A 15367-nucleotide genomic window follows, 5' to 3' on the forward strand; every position below is an offset into this window, starting at 1 on the left:
GACACGGGGGCGGCCGTGGCGACGCGCCGCCGGTACCACCACGGCGACCTCGCCAACGCGCTCACCCAGGAGGCGACGGCGCTGGCCCGCGAAGGCGGCCCGGAAGCCGTCGTGCTGCGCGAGGCGGCGCGGCGGGTCGGAGTCTCGCCCACGGCCGCGTACCGGCACTTCGCCGCGCACGAAGACCTGCTCTACACGGTCAAGGTCAAGGCCCAGGACGAGCTGGCCTCGGCGATGGAGCAGGCGCTGGAGCAGATGCCGCTGTCGGGGTCAGCGGCCGAGGACGCCATGATGCGCAGCTACGTGATCGGCGAGGCTTACGTGAACTTCGCGCTGGCCGAACCGGGACTCTTCCGCACCGCATTCGTGCACATCGACGGCGTTCACCTGCCGCAGCCCTGCAGCCAGGTCACAGAGGGCGGGTCGGAGCCGATACAGCCGCCGCCGGGTGTCGAGGGGTTCCGCTCGTTCCAGCTCCTCGGCGGCGTGCTGGACGACCTGGTCGCGAACGGTCTGCTGCCGGCTGCGCGGCGGCCCAACGCCGAGTTCGCCCCGTGGTCGGCCGTGCACGGCCTCGCCACACTCTTCCTGGACGGTCCGCTCGACATCCTGCCTAAGGAACAGCGCGAGCAGGTGCTGCGCTCCACCCTCGACACGATCGTCAAGGGCCTGGTCGACGGCACAAGCTGAGCACTGCGGCAGCGACAACGGCGAGCAGCGCGGTGGCGAGCTGACGACCGGCGCCGTGGCCGAGGTGCAGCGCCAGGGCGACGGCGGCGACGCCGAGCGCCGTGCCCAAGCCGCGGGCCATGTTGACCAGCGCTCCCCCGGTCCCGGCGGTACCGGCCGGGATCTCGGCCATCACCTGCGCGTTGTTGGCCGGGGTGAAGGTGCCGAGGCCGAGGCCGAGCAGCAGCAGGAGCGGTGCGAGCACGGCGGCGTGAGCGGGCGCCGGGATCATCGCCACGAGGACGACGAGCGCGACCGCGGCGCCGAGCGCGGCCCGCCGTCGATCGCTCCATCCGGCGGGCAGGACCCTCTCGGCGGCGAGGGCCGACACGGCGAAGCCTCCGGGCAGCGCGGTAAGGACGAGCCCGGCGCTTTCCAGGCTCCCGCCCGCGCGGGTGAGGACCAGCGGGACCAGCACGAGCGGGCCGAACAGGATGAGGTATCCGCCCAATGCGGCGGCGAGCGCGGGGAGGATCCGGCGCCCGGGCGAGTCGGCCGGGTCGAGGAGGGACGGGTCGACCAGCGGCGCGGCGGCGGTGCGTATGCGGCGGACGAAGCCGTATCCCGCGGCGAGCGAGACCGCCGCGAGCCCGAGGACCGCCGCCGGAGACAGTCCGAGTCCGGAAGCGGCCGACACCGCGAGCAGTCCGGCCGTCGTCGCGACGGCCAGCAGTGCGAGACCGGGCCAGTCGAAGCGGTCCGTCGAAGAGTGCGTCCGGGTGCGCGGGAGGAGGTAGTGCCCCGCGACGATCCCGATCACCCCGACCGGCACGTTGACGAAGAACACCCAGCGCCAGCCGAGTCCCACGACGATCAGTCCGCCGAGAGTCGGTCCAAGGGCGAGCCCGAGCGCCTGGGCGCCCGCCTGCACGCCGAGCGCGGCGCGCATGCGGTGCCTCGGCGCGCTCGTGGTGACTAGCGCCACGCTGTTGGCCTGCATCAACGCCGCGCCGACGGCTTGGACCGCGCGGCAGGCGATGAGCACCGTGAGGTTCGGCGCGAACCCGCAGCCCGCCGACGAAGCGCTGAACGCCAGGAAGCCGTAGAGGTACATCAGCTTCCTGCCACGCGCGTCTGACAGCCGTCCGGCCGGGACGAGCAGCGCCACGAGCGCGAGGAGGTAAGCCAGGGACACCCACTCGACGACGGCGAGCGGGGCGTGGAACTGGGCCTCTAGCGCCGGATAGGTGAGGGTGGCTATGGATGAGTCGAGCTGCCCCATGAACGCGCCGAGACAGACGGTCGCGACGGCAAGCCGCCAGCCGCGGTGAGACTCACGGATCCAGGACGGGCGAGGCCGTTCGGTGAGCAACAGCGAGGCGAGCGGAGAGGCGGACGCGGGCACGGCGGCGGACCGGACGGTGTCCGGCCTTCCGGAATCACGGATGGGATCTCGGCGCTCCCGCATAGTCACTATGGTAACCGATACTTTCGGCTACCGAACTAATCTGTCATCGACAGTTCACCATCAGCGCACGGAACGGCATTAGGCCAGGTGAACGGCACTGCGCGGACACGCAGACTGGAGACGCGCCGTCAGCCCAAAAGTCCCGCACTGTATACCCGACGTTCACCTTGCCCGGCTCATCGATTCACTTGGACTGCCTACGTTCGCAAGGTCAGCACACGTCAGGCTCAAGACCGGCCGGTGCCGTACCCAGCTCAGGGACGCAGCGCCGGGATCACAACGAAGGGACTTCTCCGTGAAGGTCCAGCGGTACGCCGCCGTCGCGGGCGCCGGCCTCATCGCCGCCGCCACGCTCTCCGCTTGCGGTTCGAACAACAACAGCCCGTCGTCCTCGGGCACCACCGCCGCCGGCTCGTCCTCGGCGACCGCCGCGGCGATCAGCTGCGGCTCGGGCACCCTGACCCTGGCCGGCTCCACGGCGCAGTCGAACGCCATCTCCAAGTGGACCAAGGACTACCAGGCCGCGTGCTCGGGCGCCACGATCAACTACAACCCGAACGGCTCCGGCGCGGGCCTGACCGCGTTCGAGCAGAACCAGGTCGACTTCGCGGGCTCTGACTACCCGATGGCCGCCACGGACGTGCCGAAGGCCGACGCGCGCTGCGGCACGGGCAACAACGCGGTCAACATCCCGCTGGTGCCGGGCGCCATCGCGGTGATGTACAACGTCTCGGGCGTCACCTCGTCGCTGAACCTGTCGGCGCAGACCCTGGCGAAGATCTTCAACGGCAAGATCACCACCTGGAACGACCCGGCGATCGCGGGCGAGAACTCGGGTGTCACCCTGCCGAGCACGAAGATCACCACCTTCCACCGCTCGGACAAGTCCGGCACCTCGTTCAACTTCTCGAACTACCTGAACAAGACGGACGCGGCGGACTTCCCGACGGCGGCGAACAAGCAGTGGCCGGGCACCGGCGGCCAGGGCGAGAACGGCTCCTCGGGCGTGGCGCAGGCGGTCAAGACCACCGACGGCGGCATCGGCTACGCGGAGATCTCCTACGCCTCGTCGAACAACCTGCAGACCGCGAAGGTCGGCAACGCCCAGGGCCAGTACGTGGCGGCGACCACCGCGAACGCCTCGGCGTTCATCGCCAAGGCCAACGTCCAGACCAGTGCCAACGGCATCCAGCTGGCCTTCGACTACACCTACTCGGACCCCAGCGCCTACCCGGCGGTGCTGGTGACCTACGAGATCGCGTGCGGGTCGGGCAACACCTCCGCGCAGCTGCCGCTGATCAAGGGCTTCCTGGACTACGGGGTGAGCAACACCGCGCAGACCGAGCTGCCGACGGCCGGTTATGTGCAGCTGCCCACCAGCATCCAGACCCAGGTCAAGACGCTGATCGACTCGATCAAGTAATTCCGGCCCGGTGCCTGCCGGCCACGGCCGGCAGGCACCGGGGGAGCCCGGCTGGACGGGCGGCCCTGTTCCGGCCGCCCGCGTGAAGCCACGTTTTTTCCATTTCCCCCGTACGGCACCGTCTGGAGAACGATGAGCGGCGAGTCGCCTGCCATGGCCGACCAGCCCGACGTGGCCCGTCCCGGCCCGGAACCGCGCAAGCCCCCGGCACCGCGCCCCCGGCGGGCGCACCGCGGCGAGACGGTCGGCCTGACCGGCCACTCCCGGCGCGGGGACGCCGCGTTCGGCGGCCTGGCCCGCGGCGCGGCCTGGTTCCTGCTGCTGTTGATGGGCGCGATCGTGGTCTTCCTGATCACGCAGGCCCTGCACGCGATCACTTCGGACTCGGTCAACTTCCTGACCGCGTTCGAGTGGAACCCGGACGACGACCCGTCGGTGTGGGGCGTGGCGCTGGTGGCCTGGGGCACCCTGGTCACGTCGCTGTTCGCCCTGGCGATCGGCGCTCCCGTGGCGGTGGGCGCGGCACTGTTCATCACCCAGTACGCGCCGAGACGGCTGGCTCACACGCTGGGCTACGTCGTCGACCTGCTGGCCGCGGTGCCCTCGGTGGTCTACGGCCTGTGGGGCATCATCTTCCTGGTCCCGCACATGGGCGGGGTCTCGCAGGTCGTCTCCGACATCCTCGGCTGGATCCCGATCTTCCACTACGACGGGGCCCCGGCGCCGCGCTCGGTCTTCACCGCGGGCATCGTGCTGGCGATCATGATCCTGCCGATCATCGCGGCCATCTCGCGGGAGGTGTTCCTGCAGACCCCGCGGGAGAACATCGAGGCGGCCTACGCGCTGGGCGCGACCAAGTGGGAGATGATCCGCCTGGCCGTGCTGCCGTACGGCCGCTCCGGGGTGATCAGCGGCATCGTGCTCGGCTTCGGACGCGCGCTCGGCGAGACGATCGCGGTCGCGATGGTGCTGTCGACCACCAGCGGCTTCTTCTACAAGTTCCTCGAGCCGGGCGGCAACACGATCGCGGCGAACATCGCCCTGCAGTTCAAGAACGCCTTCACCAACGGCCGCGGCGCGCTGATCGCCTCCGGTCTGGTGCTGTTCGTGATGACGCTGATCGTCAACTACCTGGCCCGGTGGATCGCCCGGCGCGGCGTGGTCACCGATGACAGCGGCAAGGGACGCAGCCGGCGCGCCACCTCGCCGGAGGCCGCGCCGACGCCCGCGGCCAGCCCGGTCGACGCCTTCACCCCGCACCAGATCAGCCACGTGCAGACCCCCGTGGACGTGCGGCCCGGGACGAGCCCGCTCGCACACACCTCCCCGCTGCGCCGCGCCGCCGACTGGGCGGCGCGCGGCGGCGTCGGGATCGCGTTCCTGCTCGCGCTGCTGCCGCTGGCCTCCATTCTGGTCCTGGTGATCAGCAACGGCACGCACCGCTTCGACATCACGTTCCTGAACAACTCGATGCGCAACGTGGCCGAGTCGGACCCGGGCGGCGGCGCCTTCCACGCGATCCAGGGCACACTCGAGCAGGCGGGGCTCGCCACGCTGATCGCGGTCCCGATCGGGGTGATGGTCGCGGTCTACCTGGTCGAGTACGGCCGCGGGATCGTCGCCCGGTCGGTGACCTTCATCGTCGACGTCATGATGGGCCTGCCCTCGATCGTGGCCGGCCTGTTCATCCTGTCGCTGTGGATCCTGAGCTTCGGCTTCAAGGCTTCCGGGTTCGCCGGCTCGCTGGCGCTGATGATCCTGATGCTGCCGCTGGTGATCCGTTCCAGCGAGGAGATGATCAAGCTGGTGCCGCACGGGCTGCGCGAGGCCTCGTACGCGCTCGGCATGCCCAAGTGGCGCACGATCATGCGGGTCGTGATCCCGACTGCGCTGCCCGGGATCGTGACCGGCGTCATGCTGGGCGTCGCCCGGGTGATGGGCGAGACCGCCCCCGTGCTGCTCGTGGTCGGGTTCACCTCCTCGATCAACCCGAATCCGTTCAACGGGGCGCAGGGCTCGCTGCCCGCGTTCATCTTCAACGAGGCGACCCAGCCCTACCAGCCCGCGGTCGATCGGGCCTGGGCGGGGGCGCTGACCCTGATCCTGATCATCATGCTGCTGAACCTGATCGCCCGGCTGGTGGCCTGGTGGAAGCAGCCCGGACGGGCCTGACCGGCACCGCCGACCGCACCCGAATGACCGCACCCGAACCCCCCGATAGCCCGGCACAGAACCAAGGAGGCACGATGGCGACGACGAGGACGGACGTGCCGCGTTCCCTTGCCGATCGCAGCCCCTACGTGTCCGTGGCGCCGAGCACGGTCGGCCAGCTGCGGCTGCTCACGGTCGGCCCGGTGGAGCTCAACCTCGACGGCATGGCGGCGCGGGTGGGCGGCCGAGCGGTGCACATGGCGCCGAAGGAGTTCGAGCTGCTGGCCACGCTCATGGAGAACGCCGGGCGGCTGCTGACCCGGCGCGAACTGCTGGACGCGGTGTGGGGCGAGGGTTATCCGGACCGCAACAAGACGCTCGACGTGCACATCCGGCGGCTGCGCCGGCATCTTGAGTCCGACCCGGACGCGTACGCGAGAATGCGTACAGTGCGCGGGCTCGGCTATGTGTTCGACATCGGTGACTGAGCGGCCGTTCCCGCCCGACCCAAGACCCCACCTGGAATCAACCCGAAGGAAGAAGAACCACGATGGCCAAGCGGATCGACGTCTCCGGGATGTCCGCGTACTACGGCGGGTTCCGTGCGGTGGAGGACATCAGCCTGACGGTTGAGCCGCGCACGGTCACCGCGTTCATCGGCCCGTCCGGCTGCGGTAAATCAACCGTGCTGCGCACCCTGAACCGTATGCACGAGGTGATCCCGGGCGCGCGGGTCGAGGGCAAGGTGCTGCTCGACGACGTGGACCTGTACGGCACCTCGATCGACCCGGTCTCGGTGCGCCGCTCGGTCGGCATGGTGTTCCAGAAGCCGAACCCGTTCCCGACCATGTCCATCTACGACAACGTGGCGGCGGGCCTGAAGCTCAACGGGGTCAAGGGCAAGGGCGACCTGGACTCGCTCGTGGAGAACTCGCTGCGCGGCGCGAACCTGTGGGAAGAGGTCAAGGACCGGCTGAACAAGCCGGGCTCGGGCCTGTCCGGCGGCCAGCAGCAGCGCCTGTGCATCGCCCGGGCGATCGCGGTCTCGCCGGAGGTGCTGCTCATGGACGAGCCGTGCTCCGCCCTCGACCCGATCTCAACTCTCGCCATCGAGGACCTGATCGCGCAGCTGAAGGCCGAGTACACGATCGTGATCGTGACGCACAACATGCAACAGGCGGCGCGGGTCTCGGACCGCACGGCGTTCTTCAACATCGCCGGGACCGGGCAGCCGGGCAAGCTGATCGAGATCGACGACACGGCGCGCATCTTCGCCAACCCGACCCAGCGGGCCACCGAGGACTACATCACCGGTCGTTTCGGCTGATCCACGGCCGCGGAGCCGGTATCGTGACGGCATGGCCAGGAGCGATACCGTCAGCGCCGTGGACACTGCGAACGCGGACGGCGCGCGATCCGTCGACCCGGACGGGGCCTACGCGCTGACGGACGTCGTCGCGCGGCTGCGCCGGGTGCTGCGCTCAAGCATCCGCAGCGAATATCCGTGGGAATCGCTGCCTATGGCGCAGGTCGAGCTCCTTCAGTCGTTGGCGGAGCACTCGCCCGCGCGGGTCGGGGACTTGGCCGTGCGGCTCAGGCTCGCGCCGTCGACGGTCAGTGGGCTGATCGGGCAGATGATGGCGGCGGGCCTGGTGGAGCGGGGCACCGATCCGTCCGACCGCCGTGCCGCCGTGGTGGATCTGAGCCCGGACGGCCGTCGGCAGCTCGCTGACTGGCACGCCGCACACCGGCGGCGCATCGCCAGCGCCCTCGGCGACCTTGAATCCGGTGAGCGGGCGGCCATCGACGCCGCACTGCCCGCGCTGTCGCACCTGGTCGACCGCCTCGCCGCGCAGCGCGACGAATCTCAGGACTGATCACGACTGGGCGCGCACGCCTGCGCGCCTGCGCTTCACCCTGCGAGGTTAGGGCGTGTCTAAAAAGCAGCGTCAGGCCCGCCAGCCCGGCCCCACGCCGCAAGCGGCGTGGGCGAAGGACCCCGCGGCGGCGCCAGGCACCTAGGGTTCACAGCTCCCCGCTATGAGGCAGCTCCGTCGCCTTGCGAATCGCACGCGCCAGACGCCGCGAGCTTATCCGACGCTCCTTCTTAGACGCGCCCTGGCGGAGGCGACGACCTAACCGATATCCGCGACCGCGTCCGGCTGCTCGAGGAGTACTTCACCCTGCGCCCGGCCGGGCAGCGTCGCGGTGGCCAGAAAGCGCGCGACCGGCAGCGTCGCGGCGCCTCGGGCAACCGCGTCCGGGCCGAGTCGGCCGAGCACGATCTCCGAGTGCGCATACGCGTGCCGCAGCGAGTACTGGCCGGCGATTTCACGCACCCGCGGCAGCAGCCGAGCGCCGAGCGCGAGGCCGGCCCAGCCACCGAGGATGATGCGCTCCGGGTTGAACAGGTTGATGAGGTTGGCGATGCCGGCGCCGAGGTAGAGCGCGGTGCGCGCGAGCACCTCTTGGGCCGCGGGCTCGCCGCGGTCGGCTGCGGCCAGGATCCGGCCCAGCGCCGCTTCCTCGTCGAGCCCTGGCAGGTCCTGCACGAGGCCGTCGCGGGTTCCGGCCAGCTCCCGGTACCCGGCTATCACGCCTTCTGCGCCGACGTACGCCTCAAGGCAGCCGCGCGACCCACAGCGGCAGAGCTGCCCGTCGACTTGGACCGTCGTGTGGCCCCACTCCCCCGCGCTGCGCCCTGTGCCGCGATAGGGCGCACCGCCGGTCACTACGCATGCTCCGACGCCTGAACCGATCAGCGCGATGACGGCGTCGCGGGCCCCACGTCCGGCACCGAACCACATCTCGGCCTGGCCGAGCGTGGTCGCGCCGTTGTCCACGTAGAGCGGCAGATCCGTGCCCTGCCGCAGGAGGTGTTCGAGCGGGACGCCGTCCCAGCCGATGCTCTGGCCGTAGACCGCGCCGTCGAGTCCGTGCTCGACGACGCCGGGCACGCCGACGCCCACGCCGATGATCGAGTCGGCGCGGACACCGCTTTCCGCGATCACCGTCCGCAGACCGTTGTGGATGTGCTTCACCACGAGGTCGACGTCACCGCAGCCGTCCGGGAGCGGGTACATCGCGCGCGCCGCGACCGAGAGGTCGAGGGTGAACAGCTCGACGAGGACACGCGTCTCGCCGACGTCGACGCCGATCGCGTGCCAGGCGGCGCTGTTCACGCGCAGCAGGATGCGTGGACGGCCGCCCTCCGACTCGACCGCGCCCGCCTCGATCACGAGGCCGTCCTCAAGCAGGCCGCCCACGACATTGCTGACCGAGGCTGCGCTCAGGCTTGTGGTGTCGATAAGATCCTGACGGCTCAGCGGCCCGCTGAAATAAAGCCGCTTGAGCAGGAGCGAACGATTCGAGCGACGCAGGTCGCGCACGGTACGCATGGCGCGCTCCGCCATCCGGCCTCCCTCCAGTAGCCGCCGACTCTTGACGCTACCACGCATCACGAGTTAAATCACAGCGCGAAGTAAGTAGTCGCGCCAAACAAATTTCCGGGCGCGGCCACGGCTTTCGACGTTTGAAAACCCAATATGGCAGCGGCGCCCTGCCCTCGATCCCCCCGGAAGTGACAACGATGTCAACTCCCTTCCTTCCGCGCGCCAATCCCACGAAACACCGCCGCGCGTTCGTCTTGGGCACCGCCGGGCTCGGCGCGGTCCTCGTCGCCGGCACCACCTTCTTCGCCGCTCCCGCCCAGGCGGCCGGCGAGTCCGTGAACATCTGGCTCACCACCACCAACGACTCCGGCGGCCGCAACGTCGTGCGCGGCCTGCAACAGCAAAGCCCCGTCTCCTTCAGCTCCGGGAACGCCAACAACGGCACCACCGTGACGGTGAACGAAGGCACCAAGTACCAGCAGTTCGTCGGCGCAGGCGCCTCGATGACCGACACCGCCGGGTATCTGCTCGGCAGCAGCGGCTCCATCTCGACCTCTACCCGCAACTCGGTCATGACAGCCCTCTTCGACCCGAACAACGGTATCGGGCTGGACTTCCTGCGCAACCCGATGGGCGCCTCCGACCTCGCCCGGTACAACTACTCGTACGACGACATGCCGGCCGGGCAGACCGACCCGAACCTGAACAACTTCTCGATCAGCCACGACCTGACCGACATCCTGCCGCTGACCAAGCAGGCTGAACAGCTCAACCCGAACCTCAAGCTCATGATGAACCCGTGGAGCGCGCCAGCCTGGATGAAGTCCGACGACAACTTCACCAGCCACAGCTACCTCCAGTCGCAGTACTACGCCGCCTACGCGCAGTACTACGTCAAGACGCTTCAGGCCTACCAGGCGCAGGGCGTGCACGTCGACTACATCTCGGCGCAGAACGAGCCGGGCTGCTGCGACGGCTCGACCTACCCGACGATGAACTGGAACGGCAACGGCCTGGACTTCTTCACCGCGAACGACCTGCTGCCCGCGCTGCACTCGGCGGGCATCACGAACACGAAGGTCCTCGCGCTGGACTGGAACTGGAGCACCTATGCCAGCTACGGCCAGCAGGAGGTCGACGACGCGACGGTGCGCAACGACCCGCTGTTCGGCGGGGTCGCGTGGCACGGCTATGACGAGGGCAGCGCCGGCGAGCAGACCACCGTGCACAACCAGTACCCGAACATCGGTCAGTTCGACACCGAGCACTCCGGCGGCACCTGGATCTCGAACCAGCAGAACGAGGACATGAGCAACATCATCGACTACACCCGCAACTGGGGTCAGTCGGTGGTGAAGTGGAGCCTGGCGGTGGACCAGAACATGGGTCCGCACAACGGCGGCTGCGGCACCTGCACCGGCCTGATCACGGTCCACGACGACGGCAGCGGGCAGGTCGACTACACGATCGAGTACTACGACATGGGCCAGCTGACCAAGTTCGTCAAGCCCGGCGCGTACCGGATCGACTCGAACGACACCAGCAGCACCGTTCCCAACGTCGCGTGGATCAACCCGGACGGTTCGAAGGCGCTCGTCGCGTACAACGGCACCGGCAGCAGCCAGCAGTTCACCGTGAACTGGGGCAACGAGCACTTCACCTACTCGCTGCCGGCGGCGACCTCGGCGACGTTCACCTGGAGCGGAACCCCGGGCTCGGGCGGTGGCGGCGGCGGTTCGACCGGCCCGGTCACCGGATATCAGGGCCTGTGCCTGGACGTGCGCGGGGCCAACAGCGCGGACGGCACGCCGGTCCAAGTCTACACCTGCAACGGCACCGGCGCGCAGCAATGGACGCTGACCTCCAGCAACCAACTCCAGGCCCTGGGCAAGTGCCTGGACGTGACCGGCGCCGGAACCGCTAACGGCACAAAGGTGCAGCTGTACACCTGCAACGGCACCGGAGCACAGGTCTGGCAACACCAGTCCAACAACGAATACATCAACCCCAACTCCGGCAAGTGCCTCGACGACACCGGATTCGGCGGCTCCGGCACCCAAGCCCAGATCTGGGCCTGCGGAGACGGCAGCAACCAACAGTGGTCTCTGCCGTAGCCCAGGAGTAGACAAGCACAGCACGAGAGCTGCTCCTCGGCGTTGACCGGGGCGGCGGCGAGGAGCAATACAACACAGCCGGGCGGGTGCCCCCGCGCACCCGCCCGGCCCTTGTTCCCCCGGTCTAGAACGGCGTCAGTCGACCTCTACGACCGCCTGGGCGAACTGCGCCGCGTAGAGCCGCGCGTACGCGCCTTCCTTGAGCAGCAGTTCGTCGTGCGTGCCCTGCTCGACGATCTGCCCGGACTCCATCACCAGGATCAGGTCGGCGTCCCGGATGGTGGAGAGCCGGTGCGCGATGACGAAGCTGGTGCGGCCGGCGCGCAGCTTGTTCATCGCCCGCTGGATCAGCACCTCAGTGCGGGTGTCGACCGAGCTGGTGGCCTCGTCCAGGATCAGGATGGCCGGCTCGGCGAGGAACGCCCGCGCGATGGTGATCAGCTGCTTCTGCCCGGCGCTGACGTTCGACGCCTCGTCGTCGAGCACGGTCTCGTAGCCGTCGGGCAGGGTGCACACGAAGCGGTCCACGTGGGTAGCCTTCGCCGCCGCGATGATCCGCTCGCGCGAGGCGCCGTCCGCGCCGTACGCGATGTTCTGCGCGATGGTGCCGCCGAACAGCCAGGCGTCCTGCAGCACCATGCCGGTGCGCGAGCGCAGCTCCTGCCGGGACATGGTGGCGATGTCCACCCCGTCGAGGGTGATCCGGCCGCCGGTCACCTCATAGAACCGCATCAGCAGGTTGACCAGAGTGGTCTTGCCCGCGCCGGTCGGCCCGACGATGGCGACCGTCTGTCCCGGCTCGACGCTGAGCGAGAGGTCCTCGATCAGCGGCGTGTCCGGCTCGTAGCGGAACGCGACGTGCTGGAACTCCACCTTGCCGCGCACCTGCGCCGGCGTGGGCGAGGTCTGCGGCTCAGGGCTCTGCTCGTCCGCGTCGAGGAGGGCGAACACCCGCTCGGCCGAGGCGACCCCCGACTGCATCAGGTTCGCCATGCTGGCCACCTGAGTCAGCGGCTGGGTGAACTGGCGGGAGTACTGGATGAACGCCTGCACGTCGCCGATGGAAAGCCGCCCGGTGGCCACGAACAGCGCGCCCACGACCGCGATCGCGACGTAGTTGATGTTGCCGATGAACATCATGGCCGGCTGGATGAGCCCGGAGACGAACTGCGCGCGGAAGCTCGACTGGAACAGCTCCTCGTTGTGCTCGCGGAACCGCTCCTCCGCCTCCTGCCGCCGCCCGAAGACCTTGACCAGGCTGTGGCCGGTGTACATCTCCTCGATGTGGCCGTTGAGCTGGCCGGTGGTCTTCCACTGCTTGATGAACTGCGGCTGGGCGCGCTTGCCGAGCCGGGCCGCGACGAACACCGAGATCGGCACGGTGACCAGCGCGATCAGCGCCAGCCAGGGCGAGATGATGAACATCAGGGTGAGCACGCCGACGATGGACAGCAGCGAGATGGTCAGCTGGCTGAGCGTCTGCTGCATGCTCTGCTGGATGTTGTCGATGTCGTTGGTCACCCGGCTGAGCACCTCGCCGCGCGGCTGCCGGTCGAAGTAGCTCAGCGGCAGCCGGGACAGCTTCTGCTCGGCCTGCTCGCGCAGCCGGTAGACCGAGCGCTGCACGACGACCGTGGTCAGCAGGCCCTGGACCCACATGAGCAGCGACGCGCCCAGGTAGAGCACGGCCAGCCAGCCGAGCACGACGCCGATCTGGCCGAAGTCGATCCCGGTGCCGGGCACCACGTTCAGCGAGCTGACCAGGTCGGCGATGTTGCCGTGGCCCTGCGCCCGCAGCCGGGCGAGGTACTCGGCCTTGGTCACGTCGGCCGGGATCTGCCGCCCGATGATGCCGGCGAAGATCAGGTCCGTGGCGTGGCCGAGGATCTTCGGGCCGAGCACGCTGAGCGAGACCGAGCAGGCGGCGACGATCAGCGCGAGCACGACGAGGGGGCGCTCCGGCGCCATCGTGCTCAGCAGCCGCCTGCTCGAGCCCTTGAAGTCGAGCGACTTCTCGGTGGACCGGCCGCCCATGAAGGCCATCGGCCCCGGTCCGCGCCCGGCGCCGGGCGCCGGTCCGATCCCCCGCTTCGGTACGACGCGCTCGCCAGCGACGCCGTTGCCGTTCCCGTTCTGGGGCCCGCCGGCGCCGGCCTGGTTCGCGCCGTCCCGTGGTCCTGGCGCGGTAGTCACGCCGCCTCCTGCTCGGTGAGCTGGGAGAGCACGATCTCCCGGTATGTGGTGTTGTCTTCCATCAGTTCGCGGTGGGTGCCGCGGCCGACCACCCGGCCCTCGTCGAGCACGAGGATGCGGTCCGCGCCCCGGATGGTGCTGACCCGCTGCGCCACGATGACCACCGTGGCGTCCGCGGTCTCCCGGGCCAGCGCGGCCCGCAGCGCGGCGTCCGTGGCGTAGTCGAGTGCTGAGAACGAGTCGTCGAACAGGTAGATGTCCGGGCGGCGCACCAGGGCGCGGGCGATGGCCAGGCGCTGGCGCTGGCCGCCGGACACGTTGGTGCCGCCCTGCGCGATCGGTGCGTCCAGCCCTTCCGGCATCGCCTCGACGAAGTCCCTGGCCTGGGCGACTTCGAGCGCGTGCCAGAGGTCTTCGTCGGTCGCGTCGGGGTTGCCGTAGCGCAGGTTGGAGGCGATGGTTCCGCTGAATAGATAAGGCCTCTGCGGAATGTAGCCGACCGCCTCCGAGAGCGCGGCCGGGTCGAGTTCGCGCACGTCCTCGCCGTCGACGCGGACGGTGCCGCCGGTCGCGTCGGACAGCCGCGGGATGAGGTTGAGCAGGGTGCTCTTGCCGCTCCCGGTGCCGCCGATCACCGCGGTGGTCTCGCCGGGGTGGGCGTCGAGGTCGATGCCGCGCAGCACCGGTTCCTCGGCGCCGGGGTAGCGGAACTCGACGTCGCGCAGCTCGAGGCGGCCGCGGCCCTCGATGATCGGGATCGGGACCTGCGGCAGGACGACACTGCTTTCGGTGCCCAGCACCTCCTGGATGCGTTCGGCGGAGACCTCCGCGCGCGGCACCATCATGAACATGAAGGTGGCCATCATCACGGACATCAGGATCTGCATCAGGTAGCTGAGGAAGGCGGTCAGCGAGCCGATCTGCATGCCGCCGCTGGCGATCCGGTGGCCGCCGAACCAGAGCACGGCGACGCTGGACAGGTTCATCACGAGCATGACCGTCGGGAACATCATGGACATCAGGCGGCCGGCCGACATGGCGACGTCGCGCAGTTCGCCGCTCGAGGTCTCGAAGCGGTCCTGCTCCCAGCCGTCCTTGACGAACGCCCGCACCACGCGCACGCCGGTGATCTGCTCGCGCAGGATGCGGTTGAGCCCGTCGATGCGCTCCTGCATCGAGCGGAACAGCGGCCGCATCCGGGAGATGATCAGGGTGACCGCGATACCGAGGACCGGCACGATGACCAGCAGCAGCCCGGACAGCTTCACGTCCTGGTTCAGCGCCAGGATGATGCCGCCGAAGCACATGATCGGCGCGGACACCATCAGGGTGAAGGTGAGCAGGGCGAGCATCTGGACCTGCTGCACGTCGTTCGTCGTGCGGGTGATCAGCGACGGGGCGCCGAACTTGCCGACCTCCCGGCTGGAGAAGTCCTGGACCCGGTGGAACACCGCGGCGCGCAGGTCGCGGCCGACCGCCATCGAGGTGCGCGCGCTGAAGTAGGTCGCGCCGATCGCGCAGACGATCTGGGCGAGCGAGACGGCGAGCATGATCGCGCCGATCTGCACGATGTAGCCGGTGTCGCCCTTGACCACGCCGTTGTCGATGATGTCGGCGTTGAGAGTGGGCAGGTAGAGGACGGCGAGGGTCGAGACCAGCTGGAGCGCGATGATCAGCGCCAGCGGTCGTCTGTACGGGCGCAGGAAGCTGCGCAGTGTCTTGATCAGCACGCTGAGCTCTTTCGGGATCGTGCTCTCGGATCGTGGATGTTCCGGCCGCGGTGCGCCCGAGGACGCGGATCGGTCCCATCGTGGCCGGGGGTGCTGACACGTCGCTGACGCGCAGCTGACGTCTGGCCCCGGTCGGCGATCGCCGAACTTAGCCGCTGGCGACGCGCTTGACGACCGGTTTTCGGCTGTGCGGTGGTGAGCGTAGGTTCTGTCCGTGTGAAGTTTGA

The 15367-nt window shown here is 69.3% G+C and carries 11 protein-coding genes and 1 pseudogene; 8 read left to right on the plus strand and 4 right to left on the minus strand.

Annotated features, from left to right (window positions below):
* On the plus strand, positions 1 to 690 hold a 690-nt coding region (locus VGZ32_RS20180; RefSeq protein WP_326887668.1), incomplete at its 5' end, for a TetR/AcrR family transcriptional regulator.
* Here the strand turns inward: VGZ32_RS20180 and VGZ32_RS20185 are convergent.
* Positions 662 to 2137: an MFS transporter gene (locus tag VGZ32_RS20185; RefSeq protein ID WP_326887669.1), complete on the minus strand. Its 1476-nt coding sequence runs from the start codon at positions 2135 to 2137 to the stop codon at positions 662 to 664. The genes VGZ32_RS20180 and VGZ32_RS20185 overlap by 29 nt on opposite strands.
* Before the next feature lie 295 nt (positions 2138 to 2432).
* Between VGZ32_RS20185 and pstS the strand changes: the two genes are divergently transcribed.
* The 6 genes and pseudogenes from pstS to VGZ32_RS20210 all read left to right on the plus strand — a co-directional run bounded on the left by pstS (position 2433) and on the right by VGZ32_RS20210 (position 7588).
* Positions 2433 to 3560, plus strand: coding sequence for a phosphate ABC transporter substrate-binding protein PstS (gene pstS / locus VGZ32_RS20190; RefSeq protein WP_326887670.1), 1128 nt, complete (start codon positions 2433 to 2435; stop codon positions 3558 to 3560).
* Between the two features lie 153 nt (positions 3561 to 3713).
* Positions 3714 to 4715, plus strand: a pseudogene (gene pstC / locus VGZ32_RS29095) (phosphate ABC transporter permease subunit PstC); the annotation flags it as partial.
* 135 nt (positions 4716 to 4850) lie between these two features.
* Entirely contained in the window at positions 4851 to 5732 is an 882-nt protein-coding gene (gene pstA / locus VGZ32_RS29100) for a phosphate ABC transporter permease PstA (protein ID WP_414642569.1), read from the plus strand.
* A gap of 74 nt (positions 5733 to 5806) precedes the next feature.
* Positions 5807 to 6199 (plus strand): response regulator transcription factor, encoded by a 393-nt coding sequence (locus VGZ32_RS20200; RefSeq protein ID WP_326887672.1) that lies wholly within the window; start codon positions 5807 to 5809, stop codon positions 6197 to 6199.
* A gap of 62 nt (positions 6200 to 6261) precedes the next feature.
* A complete protein-coding gene (gene pstB / locus VGZ32_RS20205; RefSeq protein WP_326887673.1) occupies positions 6262 to 7038 on the plus strand; it encodes a phosphate ABC transporter ATP-binding protein PstB in 777 nt (258 codons plus the stop codon).
* A gap of 31 nt (positions 7039 to 7069) precedes the next feature.
* Positions 7070 to 7588 (plus strand): MarR family winged helix-turn-helix transcriptional regulator, encoded by a 519-nt coding sequence (locus VGZ32_RS20210; RefSeq protein WP_326887674.1) that lies wholly within the window; start codon positions 7070 to 7072, stop codon positions 7586 to 7588.
* Positions 7589 to 7846: 258 nt separating this feature from the next.
* Here VGZ32_RS20210 and VGZ32_RS20215 read toward each other — a convergent pair whose 3' ends face one another.
* On the minus strand, positions 7847 to 9124 hold the full coding sequence (locus tag VGZ32_RS20215; protein WP_326887675.1) for an ROK family transcriptional regulator: 1278 nt from the start codon (positions 9122 to 9124) through the stop codon (positions 7847 to 7849).
* A gap of 176 nt (positions 9125 to 9300) precedes the next feature.
* Here VGZ32_RS20215 and VGZ32_RS20220 point away from each other — a divergent pair, with 176 nt between their 5' ends.
* Complete coding sequence (locus VGZ32_RS20220) at positions 9301 to 11217, plus strand: ricin-type beta-trefoil lectin domain protein (RefSeq protein WP_326887676.1); 1917 nt, start codon at positions 9301 to 9303, stop codon at positions 11215 to 11217.
* Between the two features lie 135 nt (positions 11218 to 11352).
* On the opposite strand, the gene VGZ32_RS20225 is transcribed toward VGZ32_RS20220, so the two are convergent.
* On the minus strand, positions 11353 to 13410 hold the full coding sequence (locus VGZ32_RS20225; RefSeq protein ID WP_326887677.1) for an ABC transporter ATP-binding protein: 2058 nt from the start codon (positions 13408 to 13410) through the stop codon (positions 11353 to 11355).
* The gene (locus VGZ32_RS20230) at positions 13407 to 15140 is read right to left on the minus strand and encodes an ABC transporter ATP-binding protein (protein ID WP_326887678.1); all 1734 of its coding nucleotides are present in this window, start codon (positions 15138 to 15140) and stop codon (positions 13407 to 13409) included. The genes VGZ32_RS20225 and VGZ32_RS20230 overlap by 4 nt, the downstream gene beginning before the upstream one ends.
* Between the last annotated feature and the right edge of the window lie 227 nt (positions 15141 to 15367).

This window comes from Actinocrinis sp. (assembly GCF_035938995.1).
Taxonomy (GTDB): domain Bacteria; phylum Actinomycetota; class Actinomycetes; order Streptomycetales; family Catenulisporaceae; genus DASZGI01.